Here is a 20,825-nt window from a genome sequence, read left to right as displayed (position 1 = left end):
CAGGCCGAAAACGACCCGTTCCCCTCACCCCAAATGCTTCCGGAAAAACTCCATCGCCCTGCCCCAGGCGAGCTCGGCGGCTTCGCGGTCGTGGACGGCCTGGCGCTGCTCGTTGACGAAGGCGTGCTCGGCGTCATAGCGGAACAGCTCCAGCGACTTGCCGGCGGCCTTCATGGCCTTCTCGAAGCCGTTGACCAGCTCCGGCGTGCACCAATCGTCCTTGTTGGCGAAATGGGCCTGCAGCGGGATCTTGACGTCGGCGGGCTTGGCCGCTTGCTCCGGCGGGATGCCGTAGAACACGACGCCGGCGGCGAGCTCCGGCACATGCACCGAGCCGATGATGGTGACGGCGCCGCCGAGGCAGAAGCCGGTCAGGCCGACCTTGGCGCCATTGCGCGACAGATATTGCGTGGCGCCGCGCACGGTCTGCGTGGTGGCGTCCATGAAGTCGAGCGAGTTCATCTCTTTGCCGGCCGCATCCGCGTCGTGATACGGCACCACCTTGCCCTTGTAGAGATCGGGCGCCAGCGCATCGAAGCCGGCGAGCGCAAAGCGGTCGCACAGACCCTTGATCTGGTCGGACAGGCCCCACCATTCCTGGATCACGACCACGCCCGGCGCGTTGCCGCGTGCGGCATTCGCAAGATAGCCCGAGGCGTCCTTGCCGTCCGGGCGCTTGAAGGTGATGGCGGTTCCCATGGTGTCCTCCGATGGGTTTCTGGGGGAGCAGCTAGCGGTATTTTGGCGGCTGCGCGCGCGATAGGCAATCGTGCCGAACAACACACACGCGTGTGCAACAAAAAAGCCCCCTTGCGGGGGCTCTTTCATTCTCGGTTCGCGTGCGCCACTCAGTGCGAGTCGGCCCAGACCTTCTTCTTGGTGAAGTACATCAGGAACGCGAAGATGATCAGGAACACGAACACCTGGAGGCCGATGCGCTTGCGCGCTTCCATGTGCGGCTCGGCGGTCCACATCAGGAACGTGGTGACGTCCTTCGCGTACTGCGCGACCGTCGCCGGCGAGCCGTCGTCATAGGTCACCTGGCCGTCGCTGAGCGGCTTCGGCATCTTGATGGCGTGGCCCGGGAAGTACTTGTTGTAGTACGAGCCCTCCGGGATGGTCACGCCCGCCGGCACCTTGTCCTCAAAGCCCTGGAGCACCGCCGCGACATAGTCCGGGCCCTGCTCCTGGTACTGGGTGAAGAAGTCGATGATGAACATCGGGAAGCCGCGACCATAGGAACGCGCCTTGGTGATCAGCGACAGATCGGGCGGCGCGGCGCCGCCGTTCGCCGCACGGGCCGCCTGCTCGTTCGGGAACGGCGAGGGGAAGTAGTCAGCCGGCCGGCCCGGGCGCTCGAACATGTCGCCCGCGTCGTTCGGACCGTCCTTGACCTTGTAGTCGGAGGCAAACGCCGCCGCCTGAGCCACCGAATAGCCGGGACCGCCGGCTTCCGCGAGGTTGCGGAAGGCAATGTAGGACAGCCCGTGACAGTTGGAGCAGACCTCCTTGTAGACCTTCAGGCCGCGCTGGAGCGCACCGCGGTCATACTTGCCGAAAGGGCCCGCGAACGACCAGTTGTTGCCCGGCGGCTTGATGCCGCCCTCCTCGGCGCGGGCATCCTGCAAGGTGCCGACGAACAGCGCACCCGCCGCGACGAGCGCGACCGCGATCGAGGCCACGGCCTTGCCGCTCTTGGCGAGGATCGCCTCCGAGATCGAGTTCGGCACCGGCCGCGGCGTCTCGATGCGCGAGAGCAGCGGCAGCACGATCAGGAAGTAGGCGAAGTAGCAGACCGTCAGGACCCGGCCGGCGATCACGTAGATGCCTTCCGGCGGTTGCGCGCCGAGATAGCCGAGCAGGATGCAGACCGCGACGAAGATCCAGAAGAACTGCTTGGCCAGCGGACGGTACTTCGACGACCTGGTCTTGGCGCTGTCGAGCCAGGGCAGGAAAACCAGCACGATGATGGCCGAGAACATCCCGATCACGCCTGCGAGCTTGTTCGGGATCGAGCGCAGGATCGCGTAGAACGGCAGGTAATACCATTCCGGCACGATGTGCGGCGGCGTCACGCCCGGGTTCGCCGGAATGTAGTTGTCGGCGTCGCCGAGATAGTTCGGCATGTAGAAGATGAACCAGGCGTAGAGCAGAAGGAAGCAGGCGACGCCGAAGCCGTCCTTGATGGTCGCATGCGGCGTGAACGGCACCGTGTCCTTTTCCGTCTTCGGCTCGACGCCGTCAGGATTGTTCTGGCCGGCGACGTGCAGCGCCCAGACGTGGAGCACGACGACGCCCGCGATCAGGAACGGCAACAGGTAGTGCAGCGAGAAGAAGCGGTTCAGCGTCGGGTTGCCGACCGAATAGCCGCCCCACAACAACGTCACGATGCTCTCGCCGACATAGGGAATGGCGGAGAACAGATTGGTGATGACGGTGGCGCCCCAGAAGCTCATCTGGCCCCACGGCAGCACGTAGCCCATGAAGCCCGTCGCCATCATCAGGAGGTAGATGATGACGCCGAGGATCCAGAGCACCTCGCGCGGCTCCTTGTAGGAGCCGTAATAGAGGCCGCGCAGCATGTGGACGTAGACCGCGAAGAAGAACATCGACGCGCCGCAGGCATGCATGTTGCGCAGCAGCCAGCCGTAATTGACGTCACGAACGAGCAGCTCGACCGACTTGAAGGCGAGATCGGCATGCGGCGTGTAGTGCATCGCTAGGATCACGCCGGTCAGGATCTGCATCCCCAGCATGAAGGAGAGGATGGCACCGAACGTCCACCAGTAGTTCAGGTTACGCGGGGTGGGATAGACGATGAATGAAGAGTGCACGAGACCCAGGATCGGCAGACGCCGCTCGATCCATTGCAGGGCCGGATTGCTCGGCTGGTAGTCGGATGGTCCGCTCATGATGCGATCCTGAAGAAATAATACGACGAGACGGTTCGAGGCTTCGGACGCGGGTCCGAAGCTCAGCCGATCTGAATTTTGGTGTCGGAAACGAACTGGTACGGCGGCACCGGCAGGTTCGCGGGCGCGGGCCCCTGGCGGATGCGGCCGGACGAATCGTACTGCGAACCATGGCAGGGGCAGAAGAACCCGTCGTAATTGCCTTCATGGGCGATCGGGATGCAGCCGAGATGGGTGCAGATGCCGATCACGACCAACCACTGGTCATGGCCCGCTTTGACCCGGGCCTCGTCGGACTGCGGATCGGGCAGGCTCGCCACGGGAACGGCGCGCGCTTCGTCGATCTGCTTCTTGGTGCGGTGGCTGATGTAAATCGGCTTGCCGCGCCAGAACACCTTGATGTCCTGCCCCTCGGCGACCGGGCTCAGATCGACCTCGATCGGCGCACCGGCGGCGATGGTCGAGGCGTCCGGATTCATTTGGGAGATAAAGGGCCAGAGCGCGGCTGCGCCCCCTACTGCTGCAGCTGCCCCCGTTGCAACGAATAAGAAATCACGGCGTGTCGGATGGTCCGCCGAAGACGCTGTCGTCACGATTCCAACCCTTTCTTCTTATGCTGCCGACGGAACCGCTCCAGGAGCCCCCAAGGTCCCCGGAACAGTCTGCCGGCGCCCGCGGCCCCCCGCGGCGGCAGAACTTGGCTTGTCTCCACCAAAACAAGGCGAAAAACAGCAGTCCAGAATCGTTCTATTGGCACCCTTGCAGGACGAGCGCAAGCCCGCTAACGGCGCGGGAGCGTGCAATGCACGAATTCCACGGCTGACGATGTTTTATTGAGACATTTCCGGCCCACAACCGACCGACCACCGCCCATGCAGATCGCACTTTTCCAGCCCGACATCCCCCAGAACACCGGCACGATTCTCCGCCTGTGCGCATGTCTGGGCATCGCCGCCCACATCATCGAACCCGCCGGCTTCCCGGTCTCCGACCGGCATTTCCGCAGGGCGGGAATGGATTACCTCGACCATGTCAGCATTACCCGCCACGATTCCTGGTCGAAATTCGAGGAGTGGCGGGCGGCACAAAGCTACCGGCTGCTACTCTTCACCACCAAGGCCGCCACGGATTACCGCGATTTTCATTACCAGACGTCGGACATCCTGCTATTCGGGCGCGAGAGCGCCGGCGTCACCGACGCGGTGGTCGAGGCGGCGGATGCGCGGCTGGTGATCCCGATCAGCCCGGGGCTGCGGTCGCTCAATGTCGCCATGACCGCGGCGATGGCCGCAGGCGAAGCGCTCCGGCAGGTCCGGAACCCGCACGATTGATAGTTTGAGGAGAGACCAGTGAGTTACGCGGTCAAGGAAATCTTCCTGACCCTGCAAGGCGAAGGCGCCCATGCCGGGCGCGCATCCGTGTTCTGCCGTTTTGCCGGCTGCAACCTCTGGAGCGGCCGCGAGGCCGACCGCAGCGAGGCGACATGCCAGTTCTGCGACACGGATTTCGTCGGCACCGACGGCACGCTGGGCGGCCGTTACGCCTCGGCCGTGGAACTCGCCGACACCATCGCGGCGCAGTGGACTGGAGCGGCCTCCAATCGCTACGTGGTGCTGACCGGCGGCGAGCCGCTGCTGCAGGTCGATGACGCCCTGGTCGAGGCGCTGCATGCCCGCGGCTTCGAGATCGGCGTCGAGACCAACGGCACGGTCACTCCGCCTGAGGGGCTCGATTGGATCTGCGTCAGCCCCAAGGGCGGCAGCGAGCTTGTGCTGCGCCAGGGACACGAGCTGAAGCTGGTCTATCCGCAGGCCCTCGCGGCACCCGAGACTTTCGAGAGCCTCGCCTTCGAGCGCTTCTCGCTGCAGCCGATGGACGGGCCGGAGGTCGCAGAGAACACCGCGCGCGCGATCGACTATTGCCTGCGCCATCCGCAATGGCGGCTGAGCGTGCAGACGCATAAATCGCTCGGCATCAGATAGGATGGGTTGACGGACAGATGTGGGAATTGACGAAATCGTTCCGCTTCGAGGCGGCGCATTCGCTGTCGGGAACGACCTTTGGTGCGGCGAGCGAAGAGATCCACGGCCACTCCTTCCGCGCCGAGGTGACGGTGCGCGGCACGCCCGACCCTGCGACCGGCATGGTGGTCGATCTCGGCCTGCTCCAGCGCGCCATCGAGGACGTGCGGCTGACGCTGGACCACAAGTTCCTCAACAAGATCGAGGCGCTGGGCACGCCGACGCTGGAAAACCTGTCGCGCTTCGTCTGGGAGCGGCTCGCGCCGATCGGCAAGCTCACCCGCGTCAGCATCCACCGCGACAGTTGCAACGAGAGCTGCACCTATTACGGTCCGCAGGGCTAACGGCATGACATCTACATTAGACCCGAGCTTGATCGAAGACCGCAAGGCCCGCGCCCGCGCCTGGTTCGAGCGCTTGCGCGACGATATCTGCGAAAACTTCGAGCGGCTGGAGGACGACGCGCCGCAAAGCCTCTATCCCGGCGAGGCCGGCCGCTTCCAACGCACGCCGTGGCAGCGCACCGATCACAGCGGGGCTGCCGGCGGCGGCGGTGTGATGTCGTTGATGTCGGGCCGCCTGTTCGAGAAGGTCGGCGTGCACTGCTCGACCGTGCACGGCGAGTTCGCGCCCGAGTTTCGCGCGCAGATCCCGGGCGCGGCTGAAGACCCTCGCTTCTGGGCCTCCGGCATCTCGCTGATCGCGCACATGCGCAATCCGTACGTGCCGGCGGCGCACATGAACACGCGCTTCGTCGTCACCACCAAGGCGTGGTTCGGCGGCGGCGCCGATCTCACGCCGGTGCTCGACCGCCGGCGCACGCAGGAGGACGCGGACACAATCGCCTTCCACGCCGCGATGAAGGAGGCCTGCACAGGGCCGAACGGCGTTGCCGATTACGACAAGTACAAGAAGTGGTGCGACGAGTATTTCTATCTGCCGCACCGGAAAGAGGCGCGCGGCATCGGCGGCATCTTCTACGACTGGCACGACAGCGGCGACTGGGACGCCGACCTCGCCTTCACGCAGGATGTCGGTCGCGCTTTCCTGAATATCTATCCAGATATCGTCAGGCGCAATTTCGCGAGCGCGTGGACTACCGAAGATCGCGAGGAGCAGCTGATCCGCCGCGGACGCTATGTCGAGTTCAACCTGCTCTACGACCGCGGCACCATCTTCGGACTGAAGACCGGCGGCAATGTGGATTCGATCCTGTCGTCGCTGCCGCCGGAGGTGAAATGGCCATGACGACGATCAAGCCTGCAATCAAGCCGCTCCCCCGCGCCATGTTGATCGACATGGACGACACCATCCTGTCGGCCTATGGCCGGCCCGAGATCGCCTGGAACACGATCGCGGAAGAATTCGCCGAAGAGCTCGCGCCGCTGCCGCCGCGAGAAGTCGCCGCGGCCGTGCTGGCCTATGCGCGGCAGTTCTGGTCGACCGCGGAAGCCGCATGGCGGATGAAGCTCGGCGAGGCGCGACGGCTCACGGTGCGCGGCGGCTTCGCCACCCTCGCCGCCAACGGCCATCGCGCTCTCTCGGACGATCTCGCCGCGCGCCTTGCCGACCGCTTCACAACCTATCGCGAGGAAGCGATCTTCGTCTTTCCGGGCGCGCATGACGCGATCGACGCATTCAAGGCGCACGGCGTCAAGCTCGCGCTGGTCACCAACGGCGCCGCCGACATGCAGCGCGCCAAGGTCGAACGCTTCGAGCTGACCCACCGCTTCGACCACATCCAGATCGAGGGCGAGCACGGTTTCGGCAAGCCCGAGGAGCGCGCCTATCTGCACGCGATGGAGGCGCTTGGCGTCACCGCGGAAGACACCTGGATGATCGGCGACAATCTGGAATGGGAAGTCGTCACCCCGCAGCGGCTCGGCATCCATGCGATCTGGATCGACGTGCATGGCGACGGCCTGCCCGAAGGCTCGACCGTCAAGCCCGACCGTATCATCCGTTCGCTGACTGAGCTCGTGCCGGGCTAAATCCCGAAAACAACCCCATGCACAGTAAGCGGTGACTGCAAAATCAACAGCTTGCCGCAAAACGCAACGCGACTGCTGATTTTACGAAATTATTTGACGCGTCGGGCAAAACAGGCGCATGATGCCATCATCGCCGCGCCTGGGACGGAATAGTCCTGAAGCGACCATCGAGCGATCTCCCACTCGAACCTCTGCCATCGACGTTTCGCGCAGTCCACGCAAGCCGGCGCCATTCACGGGTCACGCAGCCCGTGATCGGCGTGTCATGACGGCTTGCTAGCCTCCGCTCTCGTCGATCAACCCGAAAGGACCATCCATGGAACTGAAAACCGGCGACGTCGTGATGCTGAAATCCGGCGGCCAGCCGCTGACCGTCGCAGAGGTGAAGGGCGACGACATCGTCTGCCTCTGGATGGGCTCGGAGGGCGATCTGTTCCGCGAGACGCTGCCGCTGGCCGCGCTCGATCGTCTGGAAGTCGAAGACCACGATGAGGATGAGGACGACGAGGAAGAAGACGACGAGGACGAGGAGTAAGCGCGCCTAAGACCGCATCCTGGCTAGATCGGAGCGTTTCGCTCTGACGCTCCCGATGTCCGCTTCTCTGCCAACAACGGCGCACGAGCGGACATCGCTGGATGTCGCAGAAGGGCCACTTCCGGAGTCATGCGCAAAAGGGAAGGCGCATCAAGATCGAAAGAACGAAACGCACGATCTTGTTTGTGGCGAGCGTGATAACAACAAGTGGGATGATAACCACATCGTCGAGGGCAGCGCGAAAGCGGCTTTCCTCGGTCCATGCCGGGTGACGACCATCGGTCACGGTGCAACGTCCGGGCTGAAAAACGGGGGATCGTGCCGGCTCAAATTAGCATATTGTAAGCTCAAGGGGGCCTTGAGTAGTCAGAGGGCGTTGCCTTAGGGTTAGATCAGTTGCGGACTGCATGTCCGCCCGGTCTTCGCTTTTTGCTCACCCGTGGCGGCGACGGCTAATCATGACGATTCGTAAGAAAATCTTTCTGCTTGCAGGCATTCTGCTGGCGATTTTCGGCGCCGTCGTTGGCGTTCTCGGCTTCGCGCAAAAGCTCGACAGTGATCAGCTCGGGAACATCACCGAATATGAGCTGCCGTTATCGCGCATGGTTGCTGAATTCGATGTCCTTACCGATAGATACGAGCTCGAAGTCTCGCGCGTCCTGATATCCGATCGAGCCGATGCCGGGACGGAGCGGACGGCGATGGCCGCAGTGCGGGCAACGGCCGATGAGTTGCGCGATACCATCAAGACAGGTGGCGCCTTACTCCACAAAGCAACCGGCGATCGCGGCTACAACACTGAGGATCGCGTCGACCTGGCTCGCATGGCCGGCGTCCTCCAGTACATGAGCCGTGGTTTGGAAGACTTCCTCGCCGTGGGGGACGCCACGCTTGCGGCTATCTCGGAGGGACGTCGCGACGAGGCCCGGACCATTTCGCTCGGCTTTGCCAAATTCGCCCAGGCGTTCGGCCCCGATCTCTCGCAGATTCGACGTGAGCTTGCCGACCTGACCGACCGGTCGGCCCGTAGGGTTCTCGCGCGGCAGCGGTTGAACACCTATTTGAGCCTTGCCCTTTTCGTTGCGGCATGCGGCATTGGTCTCGGCGTTAGCGCCATCGGATCGACACGCGTGGTCTCCGGTCTGCGCCAGCTTGTCGTAAGCACGAAGGCGCTTGAACTGGGCACGCACGCCGAGCCGGTTTTGATAGCCACCCGCGACGAGGTCGGCGAGCTGGCACTCTCGTTCAACCGGATGGTCGACGAGTTGCGCGCGCGAGACCGCGTCAAGGACACCTTCGGAAAATTTGTCGATCCCAGGCTCGTCAGCCGGCTGATTGCCAGTGGCGCGGATCAGGCCGAACGGCGCAGCCTCACCATCTTCTTTTCCGACATCAAGCAGTTTACGGGCATCAGCGAGCAGCTAACCGCCAGCGCCGTCGTTCACCTCTTGAACAATTATTTCGGCGCGGTGGCCAATGTCATTCACGGCCATCGTGGGATCATCGACAAATACATCGGGGACGCCGTCATGGCGTTCTGGGTGCCGCCGTTTTCAAACGGAGACGAACATGCAAGCGATGCTTGCCGAGCGGCGCTGGAGCAGCAGGACGCGATTGCCGCTCTGCGGGAGCGAGTACCAGAGATCACTGGAATGCGGCGCAACCCACCGGAGCTGGTGATCCGGATGGGTATTGCCACCGGCGAAGCCGTGATTGGCACCATTGGCTCGGATTCCGTTCGTTCCTACACCGTTATCGGCGACAGCGTAAACCTTGCCTCGCGCCTTGAGGGCATGAACAAGATCTACGGAACCCTCATCATCATCAGCGAGGAGACTTTCCGGCTCGCACAAGGCGCGATTAAAGCGCGCGAAATCGACACCATCACGGTCGCCGGAAAAACCGAACCGGTGCGAATTTATGAGTTGATGGGTCGCGCCGGCGAGCTCGACTCCACGCGGGACGAATTGCGGGTGTTGTTCGCGCAAGGACTTGCCGCATATCGCAGCCGAGACTGGTCTGCTGCGCAGACGGCGTTCGAAAGCTGCCTGTGCAAGATTCCCGACGACGGTCCGACGCGCGTCTTTCTGGAACGAATTGCGCATTTGGGCCACGCGCCTCCGGCCGCGGACTGGGACGGTGTCTGGCGTCACGTTGAGAAATAAGAGAGCGGACCGTAACCAGCCATTTGTCCGCTCCAAGTCCTTCCCTGACGAGTCCGGGGTCTGCTAGAACAACTTCTGGCCCCAGATTCGTAGCCTGGGGTTCGGCCTACATCTGCCTGCGTACAGGCTGAAGCTGGCCATCGACTGTCGCGGGAGGCCGATGTCCGCCTTGGGTCAGAAGCATCGGTTTGGCCGCAGGCCTGCGATGTCCGCTCTGGCCCCAACGCGGTCGAGCTGAACGTCGCCTCCATGTTCGCCTGCGGGGCCAGAAGCCGACACTTGTGAACCATAGCGTTATAGGCTGTAAAGGCGCCGCCACCGGCCCGGGCTGTAACCCTCGCTCCTGGAAAACACACGCGTGAAATGGCTTTGATCGACGAAGCCGCACTGCAGGGCAATTTCGGCGAGCTCGCAACGCGGGTCCTTTAAGAGTTCCTTGGCGCGCTCGACGCGCATTTTGGTCAACCACCGGCTGGGCGGAACGCCCGTCGACCGTTTAAACGCCCGCGTAAAGTAGCTGCTGGAGAGCCCGCACTCGCGCGCGATCTCCGCGATCGAAAGATCGTGGGCTAGATTGACATTGATCAGGTCACGGGCGCGCTTCAGTTGCCACGCCGCAAGCCCGCCGCGGGCGTTCCGTCCCCCGATCGGGACGCTGCCGTAAGCGCGCACGATGTGAGCGAAAAAAGCCAGCGCGATGCAGTCGGCAAACATCGCGGTTCCCTCACCCGGCTGCTCCATCGCACCGGCGAGCGCTTGCGCCAGGCCATACATGACCGGATCGCGGGCACCAAAGTTCGGCGCGTAAAGTCCCTTCACCCGGGAGATTCCCGCTTCGTTGGCCATCTCGTCAAGCGCGACCTGCGTGATGCCAAAGCGGATCGAATCGAAGGGGGTATCCAGGCTGACGACCGGACGGTCGCCGAGGTCAACGAGCTGCGCGTCGCCGAGACGCCAATCGGGCACTTCTCTTCGCCGTCCCGCCGTCCACAAATTCGAGAAGAACGGCAACGATAGTGGCACGTGGAACGCAAAGGCTTCTTGCGGAGTGGCTGCCAGCGAACGGCCGCGCATCGGATGATTGCTCCGCATGCGTGAAAAGACGATGCGCGCTTTTGAGGATTTGCGCACGACAAGGGTCGCGGGTCTTTCTATCTGGAAGCGCCTGGAAAGGTCGTCCTCAATTGCATCCGCAGCCATCATTGTCTCCATAACAGTTGCAAAGCGACAAACGCGCTCGCGTCCTCCACGCGAGCATCACCATCCCGGCGAGCGCAGGATAATAGGTCGGCCATCATAAAAACAGCGGCATGTCGCCGGCAGCATTATCTCTCGCAGGGTTTTTCGACTGATTTTTTCAATGCGGTCAAATCCGTACAATTTTGTTCGCGCCGGCAGCCGTATTGTCTGCGCGAAAGGGCGAGACGCGAATGGGCAGCGCAAAGCAGACATTGCTGGTCGACAGATCAACACCGGGCCACTGGCGCATCACGCTGGATAACCCGCCGGTCAATGTGATTGACGACGTCATGTACGATGCGTTCTACGACCTTGTCGGGGAGATCGAGGCCGATGCGGCGGTCAAGGTCGTGACTTTCGAAAGTGCAAATCCCGATTTTTTCATAGCGCATTACGGCACGGCGGGACCGCCCAGCCGTTTCGGCGTGCCGCCCTGGATTGATGCCGCGACGCGGTTAGCAAAGAGCGGTGCGCTGAGCATCGCCGTCATACGGGGAAGAGTCCGCGGCGGCGGAAGTGAGTTTGCACTTGCGTGCGACATCCGTTTTGCCAGCCGCGAGAAGGCGATTTTCGGGCAGCCGGAGGTCGGTACCGGATTGATACCGGGAGGCGGAGCGCTGCAGCGATTGCCGACCCTTGTCGGCCGGTCTCGTGCCCTCGAGATCATCATGGGCGCCAACGACTTCGACGCCGATACCGCCGAACGGTATGGCTGGATCAATCGCGCCCTACCTGACGCCGAACTCGATGCCTTTGTCGCCGACTTCGTTCGCCGCGTTCTCTCCTTCGATCAGCAGGCATTGCAGGCTGCGAAGTCGATCGTCAACCAGGCCGGCCTGCCCGATCCGGTCGCGCTAAAAGCAACCCAGGATATCTTCTTCCAGACCTTCTCATGGAATGGAGCGAAGGACCGATTCCCGAAGCTGCGCGCGCGGGGAATCGGCCAGGCTGGAGATTTCGAGTTGAACCTCGGACGTCACATCGGCAACCTTTAGGTCAAGCTCATGGACAATCAGCTCCTCATCGAATCTCCGGACGGATCGTTCCAAGCTTACATCTCGCGGCCCGCAAGCCAACCCGCACCCGTCGTGATCGTTCTCCAGGAGTTGTTTGGCGTCAACGCCGACATCAGGGCGACTTGCGATGAGCTGGCGGCACAGGGCTTCATAGCGATCGCTCCGGATCTGTTCTGGCGGCAGGAGCCTGACGTCGATCTTGACGTGAGATCGGAAGCTGACTGGCAGCACGGCCTAGGGCTCTACGGCGCATATGATCGCGACGCCGGGGTACGAGACATCGCACAAACCATTCGTGCCGCGGCCAACTTGCCTGAGTCCACCGCGAAGGTTGCCCTGCAAGGTTATTGCCTCGGTGCGCTGATGGCGTTCATCACGGCCGCCCGCCATGAGGTATCCGCCGCCGTTGCCTACCATGGCGGCGACACGGAAAATTACCTTGGTGAAGTGAGTAGCTTGCGGGCTCCCTTGCTCATGCACCTTGGTGAAGAGGATGAGTTCATCTCGAAGCCGGCCCAGGCACAGATCAAGGCTGCCTTGGCAAAGAAGCCGAACGCGACCGTTTACAGCTATCCGGGTCAGCGTCACGCGTTCTCCCGGCACAATGGGACACACTACAACGCCACTGCGGCTGTGCTGGCCAATGGACGAACGCGCGAATTTCTCAACCAACACCTGCGATAACGCGACAGATCAGGAGACTGCAAATGGCCAAACCGAGCATTGTCTTCGCTCACGGAATCTGGGCCGACGGCTCTTGCTTCCAGAAACTGATCCCGGCTCTGCGGGCCGAAGGCCACGACGTGATGGCTGCACAGTATGGCCTCGACACGCTAAAGGGCGATGTCGACGCCACCATCCGTACGTTCGGGCGGGTGAAAGGGCCTATCGTCCTCGTCGGCCATTCGTATGGCGGCACCGTCATCACGCACGCTGGCATGGATAAGCGCGTTGCCGCGCTGGTCTACATCGCGGCCCTCGGGCCCGATGAGACCGAGACGTCGCAGGGCCAACAAGACAAGTTTCCAAGAACGGACGTCTTCAGTCACATTGAAGTTGCGGATGGGCGCGTCTGGGTGAAACCCGAAGGCGTGTCCTGCTTCGCTGGCGATCTTTCCGCTGAGGAGCAGGGCGTCGTCTACGCCACGCACTTCGCGCCGGCGCTCGATCTCTTCACGCAGAAGCTCGACGGCGTCGCCTGGCGCTCGAAGCCGAGCTGGTCGATCGTGGCAACGGAGGACCGCACCGTTAACCCTGAGCTGGAACGCTTCGCCGCAAAGCGCATGGGTGCGAAGACCGTCGAGCTCAGATCGAGCCATGTTCCGATGCTGTCTCAACCGAAAGCCGTGCTTGAGGTGATCCGCGAAGCTGCGAGGGCGGCGTGATATCTTGTGGCCGAGCGCAGGCCGGAACTCGCCCCGCCCCGGGAGACCGTCATGGGTTACGATCCTTCAACAACGGCGATCCTGCTGGTCGACCCGTATAACGATTTTCTCGCCGATGGCGGCAAGCTCTGGCCGCGCGTCAAGGCGATCGCGGAGGAGACCAACCTGCTGGAACATTTGCGCGTGGTAGTCGCGGCGGCGCGCGCCCGTGGGCTGAAGATAGTCTTTGTACCGCATCACCGCTGGACGCCGGGTGACTATGTGTCCTTTGACAATCCTTCGCCGTACCAACTTGGCTCGGCCAAGGCGCAGGTATTTGCCAGGGACAGTTGGGGTGGCACGTTCCACGATGACTTCGAGCCGCAGCCGGGCGATATCGTTGCAGGCGAACACTGGGGATCGAGCGGCTTTGCGAATACCGATCTCGATTTCCAGCTCAAGCAGCATAGCATCCGTCGCGTGATCCTGATCGGCATGATCGCCAACACCTGTATCGAGGCGACCGGTCGCTTCGGCATGGAGCTCGGCTATCACGTCACGCTGGTCAAGGACGCCACCGCGGCCTTCAGCCCCGAGGCAATGCACGCCGCACACACTATCAACGGGCCGACCTATGCCCACTCCATAGTCACGACCGAAGAATTGCTTGCACAGCTTTCCGCCTAGTCGACTGTACGGCAGATTCGGAACTTCCGCTTTGGGTCCAAAGGCGGCAGTCGAGAGCTACGCCGCCGATTTCCGGTCTGCCCCTAGTAGCAGACTTATGCAGCTTTCCGCACCTCTTCGCCTTCGGGCCAGGAGCGGACTAAGTATCCGCACGCGAGCGACGATGCGCCAGCCAATAGTCAATCTGCCAGCCCTCGTAGCCAAGCAATTCGCAAGAGCGCCGTTCGTGATCTTCGGACCATGCTTCGAGTTCGTTTAGGAGCGCAAGCATGGCGTCTATCCGCCACTCATGGTCGGGTAACGCGTAGAGCAGTCTTCGGTGGGGCAGTTCAGTTACTTCGCGTCGTATCAACCGGCCCGCAGCGACATGTCTGTCGAACATCCGCCAATATCGAATATTGACGTCGAACTCACGGGGAACAAAATTCAGGAAATAGGCAAGAGGCTTCATGCCCCTCAGCATCAGGCCGAGTTCTCTACCGTTGTGCCCCAAATAGGGCAGTCGAGGAGGTTGCACTGAACCCATGCTGAGCATGCTGATCGCCAAACGTTAATTCAGCTAAGGGTCAAAATGCGAAGAACTCGGCACGAGCAAATCTAGTCGGCTCGTCCCCGCTAAGCGGACTTCAATGACGCGTACCGTCACTTCGCATCTGGGCCAACAGCCGCCATCCCCGCCAAATGCGGTTTGTCCTTAGCGGTGCCCGGGCGACGTCCGGGACCGTATCGCGTGGTATCAGCGCCGATATCCTGATGCTAGATTTCGCGACGGCGGGGAGCACCTGCTTCCTGCTTCAGACCGAACAGGAGGACGACATGGCTGACAGCGTCTACAAGGTCATTGAACTGATCGGTACCAGCCCCGACTCATGGGAGAAGGCGGCCGCCAATGCGGTCGGGCAAGCGGCAAAATCTCTCCGGGATCTTCGCATTGCAGAGGTCGTCAAACTCGATATGCAACTGGATGAGAAGGGAAAAATAGAGGCCTATCGCGCCAAGCTCAACGTATCGTTCAAGTTCGAGGGTTCCTGAGCCTCAGCACCTCGCCCCCGCTTGCGGGGCGAGGTTAGCTCACTAGAGAAACGCGCGCGGCCATCCGGGACGTAGTGCCTGGTCCAACCGGGACTCGGGATGCCTTGATGCGTGGGGCGGGAACTGTAACGCGTGGTGACCTCATGTACATCGTCATTCGCAAGTACACCAAGGTTCGTTCGGTTGCGGACGCTGCTCGCCGCGCCAAGAGCGGCATCGGCCAGATCCTGAGGCAATCGCACGGATTCAGATCCTACTACGTGCTCGACGGTGGCGACGGCGTTGGTGCGGCTGTGATGATATTCGAGGACCGCGAAAGCGCCAATGCAGCGAACGCCAAGATACTGGCGTTTATTCAAGCAAGTCTGCATGACCTCGATCTTGGCGATCCCGAAATCACTGCCGGCGAAGTTCTGGTGAATATGGAACCTGATGCGTCGTCGGGCATAAAGTATCCGTAAGCGCCGCCAATTGTGTTGGGCGCCGCCCCTTGCCGCTGCTGTCGATCTGATCGCCGTCGCGTAGGGGCGATCGCGCCCAGGACATCCGGATGCCGTCCGTCGGGAACATTCGATTGCGCATGCTTTTCGAGGAGTAACAACACATGAGGCAACACGATTTCGAAGCATTTTTCATCACAGCGGTCATCTCGGCGCCGCTCGTAGCTATGGACGCCGCGATGCCGCCCCGAGATCCTGATGAAGACGAGGACGAGGAGGACGACGAAGAGGAGGATGAAGCCGACGAACCGGCAGTCGTACGCGAGCCGGATGAAGACTAGACTAGCCGGTGTCGGCCAGTCGGCGCTATAATCTCCCATGGGCTGGGATGCGAAAGACGTAGCACTGCTCGAAAGGCTCTGGGCCGCAGGACAGAGCGCGGCACAGATTGCACGCCGTCTCGGGCATAGCCGTAACGCGGTCTGCGGGATGCTAACCCGGCAGGGCTTGAAGCGTGGCCGCAAGCCGCCAACAGCAAGACCCAAGATCAGGCCGCCTCCGAAGCTAAGGCCGAAATCGTCGGCCGCCTGCGCACCTCGAGTAGCAAAGAAGGTGTCGCGGAGCACAGCAGAGAGGCAGCAGCCCAAGGAATTCAGCAAGCAGCAGCTGTACACCATTCTAGCTGAGGCGGTCAGGAACACTGGCTAAGAGCGAACCACGAAAGGGGGCAGGGCATTTTCGAATTTCAGGGCAAGAACCGGAGTTTGATGCGCGGGGCCGACGCCTAGACATTGCAGCGATCGAGTGTCGATCCATGATTCCTGCAAATGAAGGGTGTTTTTCGATGAGCAAGCAAGATGAGAACAAGGCCGTCGTTGGTCGTTGGTTCACCGAATTCTGGGGCAAGAGCGTCAATCTTGGCGTCATCGACGAGATTGCCGCGCCCGACATGCTGCTCAAATATTCGCTGCATGAACCGCGTCGCGGCCGCGACGACATCAAGGCGTTCATGACCGACTTCCGCGCCGCGTTCCCGGATCTCAACTTCTGGGGCACCGCGGACCTGATCGCCGAAGGCGATTATGTCGTCGGTCAATGGGAAGGCGGCGGCACTCACACCGGCCCGGCGTTCAGCGATTTCCTGATCGGCGGCCTGCCCGCTGCGACGGGCCGCAAGATGCGCTTCACGGGCACCACGGTGCTCAAGGTGATCGACGGCAAGATCGTCGAGGAGATCGGTCTCGATGACGGCGTCACCGCGCTGACCCAGCTCGGGTTGCTCAAGGCGGCGGCCTGATCGGAACGCGTCCCACCATCGGCACAGCCGATGTCGTTGAGCGAGGCTCGCATGCCGTGCGGGCCTCGTCTGCTTTTGGAGCACCAGACTCTGCCGTCGGAAATCGGGTGGCGACGCCTCCGGGTTCGTGGAGACTAGAACTTATGACCGCAGCAACCCTTCAGTTCCGCAAGCAGATGCCCCTGCCGGTCGCGGATGATCCGCGATGGGCCCGCGTCCTGGCGCGCGACAAGGCGGCAGATGACCAGTTCTGGTATTCGGTTTCGACGACGGGGGTCTATTGCCGGCCATCCTGTCCCTCGCGCACAGCGAACCCGAAGAACGTCCAGCTTCACGATAGCCTGGCGAGTGCGAGGGCGACCGGCTTTCGGCCCTGCAGGCGTTGCAATCCGGACGGGCCCTCGGTCGAGGCCGGGAATAACACGCTGGTCGCCAAGGTTTGCCGCATCATCGAGACGAGCGAGGAGCAGCCCTCGCTGGAAGAGCTGGCCGGTGCAGCCGGCTTGAGCCCGGGTTATCTGCATCGAATCTTCAAGGCCGCCACCGGGCTCACACCGAAGAGCTATGCCGCCGAATTCCGCGCCAAGAAGCTTCGTGAAGGGCTGGCCTCCTGCAATTCCGTGACCGAGGCGATGTACGACGCCGGCTTCAGTTCGAGCGGGCGGTTCTACGAAAAGTCGACGGGGATACTCGGCATGACGCCATCGCAATATCGCGCCGGAGGAGCGAACGAGGAGATCAGGTTCGCGGTCGGTCAAAGTTCGCTCGGCCCCATTCTGGTCGCATCGAGCCAGAAGGGCGTGGTTGCAATTCTTCTTGGGGATGACGCGGAGGAGCTTGTCCACGATCTCCAGGATCGATTCCCCAAGGCGCGTCTGATCGGCGCTGACCGCGACTATGAGGCGATGGTCGCCCGCGTGGTCGGTTTTGTCGAAGAGCCGGAGATCGGTCTCGATCTGCCGCTCGACATTCGCGGCACGGCGTTCCAGCAGCGAGTCTGGCAGGCGCTTCAGGACATCCCCGCAGGTCGGACGGTCGGCTATGCCGAGCTTGCGCAGCGGATCGGGTCTCCGAGCGCGGTGCGCGCCGTCGCGGGCGCTTGTGCGGCGAACAAGATCGCGATCGCGATTCCGTGTCACCGCGTGATCCGCAATGACGGGTCGACCTCCGGATATGCCTGGGGCGTGGAACGCAAGCGCGCCCTGTTGGACAAGGAAGCCTCGCGAGCCACCTGAGCCGCGCGGAAAGTGGTCGCTTATTGCCTACGCCTGCTTCGCACTAGCGGACATTGCTGGATATCGCAGAAGGGAGCAGAAGCTGAGTTAAAGGCGACGAGTTGAATTGCCTCCTCGTCCTCAGTTGCAGAGCGAGAATGGAGGACCGAGTTACTGGACCTCGGCGATCCTCGGTCCAGATGACAGTATTTGCGCGTTAGTTGCCGAGGGGCGGCTCGACGGCGATGCCGGGTCCGGCGATCGGAAAGCGGCGTCGGGCGGCGCTCCCTGGGATGGATGGCGGGCAGCGGTTGCCGGAAGCACGATCACTTTGGCTCCGACTTTCACCCGCTCGTAAAGGTCCGCGACGTCCTCGTTGGTCAGCCGGATACAGCCGGACGAAACCCGCTTCCCGATCGTATCGGGCTTGTTGGTGCCGTGAATTCTATATTCGGTCTCGCCGAGATACATCGCCCGGGCGCCGAGCGGGTTGGTCGGACCGCCTGCCATGAACCGCGGCAGATAAGGCTGACGCACGAGCATCTCTGCAGGCGGACGCCAATCCGGCCATTCTATTTTACGGGCCACGGTCTGCTCACCGGACCATGTGAAACCTTCGCGGCCAACACCGATGCCGTAGCGCAGTGCTTGCGCCTCGTTCAGAACGAAATAAAGGAATGTGTTCTTGGTATCGATGATCACGGTGCCCGGCGCCTGGTGGCTGGCGTAGTCAACCACCTGCCGAACAAATGCTCCGGGACCGTCAGCGGCCTTTGGTGGTTCGACCAGAGGTGCCGGGGCCGGGGCCGGAATCGGAGCCGGAGCTGGCGCTGATGCATGGACCGGAGTTGCCACGTAAACCGGCGTTGACGATGCCTGGGCTTGAGGTGCGGACGGCTTTCGTATCGGCTGCACGCTCGCCGGACGAGACAGCAAACCGTATCCCAATGCGGCGACGGCTACGGCGCCAATTGCAACTCTCGCGGCCATTGGTACTGCGAGCGCTTCCGCCTTTCCACGTTTGGCCCGCTTGCTCATATCTCTTTCCCCAGATCACTATGTCCGGAAGAGGTACCCAGCAAAATTTAAGAAACTTCGAAGCGATGTCGTTCAGACTGGAACCGTTAGCGGTGGTTAACGCCGAACTCTTGTTCGGCAACATAAAAATCTGGCGGAGCGGACAGGCTCCGCTCTTTCGTTAACGGCGGCTTCGGGGCACCGGGGACATCGACTCCCACGGCAATATCCGCCAAGGGCCAACGGCGGAAGTAGCCAATCCGCCAGGTCGACGCAGGTCGGTATGTTGATACAAATCAATGGTTATCCCGACGCTTTGAGATCAATTGCCCGCGGATGCCACTTCTCATCCGCACGGGAGACGAGCATGCGGACTTTGGCTGTCGCTGCTGTCTTGAGCCTGACGCCGATTAAGGCCTTCGCCGTCTCCGATTGCCGAGTCACCGGCCATCCGTCCGTGTTTGGCGTCGACATGACGGCCTACTTCGCGGTCAGGTCGGGCGAAACGTGCAATTTCCCGATGCGAATTCCGGGAGCGATGCACAGCTCGGGCGTTTCCCAGAAGCCTGCGCACGGGACGCTCAGACAGATCAACGTAACGACGTTCAGGTACACCGCGGCATCCGGTTACAAGGGCAACGATACGTTCGCCATCTATGGTGAAGGAAAGGGTCCATACGGCTCAGGCAGATCGGTCATGACGGTGAATGCAACGATCGAGTAGGCGTGGCAAACGAACCATCAGAGGCAGCGACGTGCATGCGTTATTGCTTTTGCTGTTGCGGCTGCGGAGCAGCGCGGCCTAGTATTGTCGCCGTGCCAGGAAAGCCGGAATCTCTTTGGTCCGCAGTGCACTGGACGTAGAATCCGCAAATCCTCGGAGTCGCATGATGCGCGCGCTTCCCTTTCTCCTGATCATCTGGATCACAATGTCGGCGCCCGCTCCAGCTGTGGCTCAACGGTTCGGCGGCAATTATCCGATTTGCCTTCAGAAGTGGGAATGGGGCGGTGCCAGCTCTATTTCGTGCCGGTACAGTTCGTGGGAGGAGTGTAGAGCGACCGCTGCGGGTCTTTCCGCCACGTGCCTGGCAAACCCTTACGCGCAGCCACCGTCCGCGCAACCACCGTCTCCTCCAGACCGCGGTCCGCGTCTCCGATAGGTGCGATTGCAGCGGCAGCAGTTGCGAGCGGGCCAAGTGATCCGAAGACACCGTCTGTGCGCGTCAAGCGAAGCTGCGTGCGAACGTTCCCAAGAGCGGATAACAAGCTTTCGCAATTCGACAGGAACGATGTCGTGTAGCGCCGGGTTGATGCTTGCCGTTGAGGCAACAATTCGTTAGCCATATTTGGCGTCCGGCGACCGCCGTTCGGCTGACATGATGGAGGATCTCATGCGGATCGCCTTGCTGGTTGTCTTCATGGTGGCGGGGCTCGCTCCCGCAGCGCACGCTGAGCGTGACTATCCCTGGTGCGTCTTTGGCGGAGAGCTCGGCTATCCCGGCGAATGCATGTATTCGACGCGAGAACAATGCCTGGCTTCGTCATCCGGGCGTTGGAACACCTATTGCGATATAAACCCGCGCGTGAGGTTCCAACAGCCGCCGCCGCCTCCGCCCCGGAAGCGCTGATCACAGCAACGCTGGCACGCGCTCGGCGCGACCGGCCTCAAGCGACCAAGGCGTCCGCGCCAGAGCGCTTTCACGCGAGGCTCGCGCCAGATCGGACTGGAGGGTCATACGCCCGACGGCCAGCTTGCGATGTCGACAAGCGACATTTGCCAAATCGCACGATCGCTCGCCCCATGCGGGCCCGTGATCCCGGGGATGTGACCAGCCGTGAAGCCGGCACCCGTTGGGGCTCTGCAGCCGAGCCTTAACTAAGAAGCCGAGGGACAG

General features: G+C 62.1%; 27 protein-coding genes. 20 read left to right on the top strand and 7 right to left on the bottom strand.

The window, feature by feature from the left end; translation table 11 throughout:
- Positions 1-24 precede the first annotated feature (24 nt).
- The 3 genes from ACLFLU_RS11440 to petA all read right to left on the bottom strand — a co-directional run bounded on the left by ACLFLU_RS11440 (position 25) and on the right by petA (position 3,505).
- Positions 25-699: a dienelactone hydrolase family protein gene (locus ACLFLU_RS11440; RefSeq protein WP_426412290.1), complete on the bottom strand. Its 675-nt coding sequence runs from the start codon at positions 697-699 to the stop codon at positions 25-27.
- Between the two features lie 149 nt (positions 700-848).
- Positions 849-2,912 carry a cytochrome b/c1 gene (fbcH, locus tag ACLFLU_RS11435; RefSeq protein ID WP_426412289.1) on the bottom strand — a complete coding sequence of 688 codons (2,064 nt, stop codon included), beginning with the start codon at positions 2,910-2,912 and terminating at the stop codon, positions 849-851.
- A 62-nt stretch (positions 2,913-2,974) separates the two neighbouring features.
- Entirely contained in the window at positions 2,975-3,505 is a 531-nt protein-coding gene (gene petA, locus ACLFLU_RS11430) for a ubiquinol-cytochrome c reductase iron-sulfur subunit (RefSeq protein ID WP_027529194.1), read from the bottom strand.
- A gap of 279 nt (positions 3,506-3,784) precedes the next feature.
- Between petA and ACLFLU_RS11425 the strand changes: the two genes are divergently transcribed.
- The 6 genes from ACLFLU_RS11425 to ACLFLU_RS11400 all read left to right on the top strand — a co-directional run bounded on the left by ACLFLU_RS11425 (position 3,785) and on the right by ACLFLU_RS11400 (position 7,459).
- A complete protein-coding gene (locus tag ACLFLU_RS11425) occupies positions 3,785-4,243 on the top strand; it encodes a tRNA (cytidine(34)-2'-O)-methyltransferase (RefSeq protein ID WP_426412288.1) in 459 nt (152 codons plus the stop codon).
- An 18-nt stretch (positions 4,244-4,261) separates the two neighbouring features.
- Positions 4,262-4,894: a 7-carboxy-7-deazaguanine synthase gene (gene queE, locus ACLFLU_RS11420; protein ID WP_426412287.1), complete on the top strand. Its 633-nt coding sequence runs from the start codon at positions 4,262-4,264 to the stop codon at positions 4,892-4,894.
- 17 nt (positions 4,895-4,911) lie between these two features.
- Positions 4,912-5,277, top strand: a complete 366-nt coding sequence (locus tag ACLFLU_RS11415) for a 6-pyruvoyl trahydropterin synthase family protein (RefSeq protein ID WP_426412286.1) — start codon at positions 4,912-4,914, stop codon at positions 5,275-5,277.
- Between the two features lie 4 nt (positions 5,278-5,281).
- Positions 5,282-6,181, top strand: a complete 900-nt coding sequence (hemF, locus tag ACLFLU_RS11410; protein ID WP_426412285.1) for an oxygen-dependent coproporphyrinogen oxidase — start codon at positions 5,282-5,284, stop codon at positions 6,179-6,181.
- The gene (locus tag ACLFLU_RS11405) at positions 6,178-6,924 is read left to right on the top strand and encodes an HAD family hydrolase (protein ID WP_426412284.1); all 747 of its coding nucleotides are present in this window, start codon (positions 6,178-6,180) and stop codon (positions 6,922-6,924) included. Before hemF ends, ACLFLU_RS11405 begins: the two co-directional genes overlap by 4 nt.
- 316 nt (positions 6,925-7,240) lie before the next feature.
- Positions 7,241-7,459 carry a YodC family protein gene (locus ACLFLU_RS11400; RefSeq protein ID WP_426412283.1) on the top strand — a complete coding sequence of 73 codons (219 nt, stop codon included), beginning with the start codon at positions 7,241-7,243 and terminating at the stop codon, positions 7,457-7,459.
- Positions 7,460-7,586: 127 nt separating this feature from the next.
- Here the strand turns inward: ACLFLU_RS11400 and ACLFLU_RS11395 are convergent, their stop codons facing one another.
- Complete coding sequence (locus ACLFLU_RS11395; protein ID WP_426412282.1) at positions 7,587-7,745, bottom strand: hypothetical protein; 159 nt, start codon at positions 7,743-7,745, stop codon at positions 7,587-7,589.
- A gap of 172 nt (positions 7,746-7,917) precedes the next feature.
- On the opposite strand from ACLFLU_RS11395, the gene ACLFLU_RS11390 reads away from it, so the two are divergent.
- A complete protein-coding gene (locus ACLFLU_RS11390; protein WP_426412281.1) occupies positions 7,918-9,624 on the top strand; it encodes an adenylate/guanylate cyclase domain-containing protein in 1,707 nt (568 codons plus the stop codon).
- Between the two features lie 294 nt (positions 9,625-9,918).
- Here the strand turns inward: ACLFLU_RS11390 and ACLFLU_RS11385 are convergent, their stop codons facing one another.
- Positions 9,919-10,824 (bottom strand): helix-turn-helix domain-containing protein, encoded by a 906-nt coding sequence (locus tag ACLFLU_RS11385; RefSeq protein ID WP_426412280.1) that lies wholly within the window; start codon positions 10,822-10,824, stop codon positions 9,919-9,921.
- Between the two features lie 230 nt (positions 10,825-11,054).
- On the opposite strand from ACLFLU_RS11385, the gene ACLFLU_RS11380 reads away from it, so the two are divergent.
- Genes ACLFLU_RS11380 through ACLFLU_RS11365 form a run of 4 tightly spaced genes read left to right on the top strand, consistent with a single transcriptional unit; the run spans position 11,055 to position 13,930 of the window.
- Positions 11,055-11,858, top strand: a complete 804-nt coding sequence (locus ACLFLU_RS11380) for an enoyl-CoA hydratase/isomerase family protein (protein WP_426412279.1) — start codon at positions 11,055-11,057, stop codon at positions 11,856-11,858.
- 9 nt (positions 11,859-11,867) lie between these two features.
- Positions 11,868-12,563 (top strand): dienelactone hydrolase family protein, encoded by a 696-nt coding sequence (locus ACLFLU_RS11375; RefSeq protein ID WP_426412278.1) that lies wholly within the window; start codon positions 11,868-11,870, stop codon positions 12,561-12,563.
- Between the two features lie 23 nt (positions 12,564-12,586).
- The gene (locus ACLFLU_RS11370; protein ID WP_426412277.1) at positions 12,587-13,264 is read left to right on the top strand and encodes an alpha/beta fold hydrolase; all 678 of its coding nucleotides are present in this window, start codon (positions 12,587-12,589) and stop codon (positions 13,262-13,264) included.
- 51 nt (positions 13,265-13,315) lie between these two features.
- Entirely contained in the window at positions 13,316-13,930 is a 615-nt protein-coding gene (locus ACLFLU_RS11365) for an isochorismatase family cysteine hydrolase (protein ID WP_426412276.1), read from the top strand.
- Between the two features lie 139 nt (positions 13,931-14,069).
- Here the strand turns inward: ACLFLU_RS11365 and ACLFLU_RS11360 are convergent, their stop codons facing one another.
- A complete protein-coding gene (locus ACLFLU_RS11360; RefSeq protein ID WP_426412275.1) occupies positions 14,070-14,477 on the bottom strand; it encodes a hypothetical protein in 408 nt (135 codons plus the stop codon).
- Between the two features lie 269 nt (positions 14,478-14,746).
- On the opposite strand from ACLFLU_RS11360, the gene ACLFLU_RS11355 reads away from it, so the two are divergent.
- The 6 genes from ACLFLU_RS11355 to ada all read left to right on the top strand — a co-directional run bounded on the left by ACLFLU_RS11355 (position 14,747) and on the right by ada (position 17,934).
- Positions 14,747-14,962, top strand: coding sequence for a dodecin family protein (locus ACLFLU_RS11355; RefSeq protein ID WP_426412274.1), 216 nt, complete (start codon positions 14,747-14,749; stop codon positions 14,960-14,962).
- 143 nt (positions 14,963-15,105) lie between these two features.
- The gene (locus ACLFLU_RS11350) at positions 15,106-15,423 is read left to right on the top strand and encodes a hypothetical protein (protein WP_426412273.1); all 318 of its coding nucleotides are present in this window, start codon (positions 15,106-15,108) and stop codon (positions 15,421-15,423) included.
- Positions 15,424-15,566: 143 nt separating this feature from the next.
- A complete protein-coding gene (locus ACLFLU_RS11345) occupies positions 15,567-15,743 on the top strand; it encodes a hypothetical protein (protein ID WP_426412272.1) in 177 nt (58 codons plus the stop codon).
- Between the two features lie 37 nt (positions 15,744-15,780).
- Complete coding sequence (locus ACLFLU_RS11340; RefSeq protein WP_426412271.1) at positions 15,781-16,110, top strand: GcrA family cell cycle regulator; 330 nt, start codon at positions 15,781-15,783, stop codon at positions 16,108-16,110.
- 136 nt (positions 16,111-16,246) lie between these two features.
- A complete protein-coding gene (locus ACLFLU_RS11335) occupies positions 16,247-16,699 on the top strand; it encodes an ester cyclase (RefSeq protein WP_426412270.1) in 453 nt (150 codons plus the stop codon).
- Positions 16,700-16,842: 143 nt separating this feature from the next.
- Positions 16,843-17,934 (top strand): bifunctional DNA-binding transcriptional regulator/O6-methylguanine-DNA methyltransferase Ada, encoded by a 1,092-nt coding sequence (ada, locus tag ACLFLU_RS11330; RefSeq protein WP_426412269.1) that lies wholly within the window; start codon positions 16,843-16,845, stop codon positions 17,932-17,934.
- A gap of 150 nt (positions 17,935-18,084) precedes the next feature.
- Here the strand turns inward: ada and ACLFLU_RS11325 are convergent, their stop codons facing one another.
- Complete coding sequence (locus ACLFLU_RS11325) at positions 18,085-18,951, bottom strand: L,D-transpeptidase (RefSeq protein WP_426412268.1); 867 nt, start codon at positions 18,949-18,951, stop codon at positions 18,085-18,087.
- Positions 18,952-19,297: 346 nt separating this feature from the next.
- Between ACLFLU_RS11325 and ACLFLU_RS11320 the strand changes: the two genes are divergently transcribed.
- From ACLFLU_RS11320 to ACLFLU_RS11310, 3 genes are all read left to right on the top strand, one after another.
- Entirely contained in the window at positions 19,298-19,654 is a 357-nt protein-coding gene (locus ACLFLU_RS11320) for a hypothetical protein (protein WP_426412267.1), read from the top strand.
- Between the two features lie 163 nt (positions 19,655-19,817).
- Positions 19,818-20,090 (top strand): DUF3551 domain-containing protein, encoded by a 273-nt coding sequence (locus ACLFLU_RS11315; RefSeq protein WP_426412266.1) that lies wholly within the window; start codon positions 19,818-19,820, stop codon positions 20,088-20,090.
- A 216-nt stretch (positions 20,091-20,306) separates the two neighbouring features.
- On the top strand, positions 20,307-20,558 hold the full coding sequence (locus ACLFLU_RS11310) for a DUF3551 domain-containing protein (protein WP_426412265.1): 252 nt from the start codon (positions 20,307-20,309) through the stop codon (positions 20,556-20,558).
- Positions 20,559-20,825: the final 267 nt, after the last annotated feature.

Origin of the sequence: Bradyrhizobium ganzhouense, assembly GCF_049949285.1 — a bacterium.
Taxonomy (GTDB): Bacteria; Pseudomonadota; Alphaproteobacteria; order Rhizobiales; family Xanthobacteraceae; genus Bradyrhizobium; species Bradyrhizobium ganzhouense.
The sequence above is the reverse complement of the archived record's forward strand: the minus strand, read 5'-3'. Positions and strand labels throughout refer to the sequence as shown.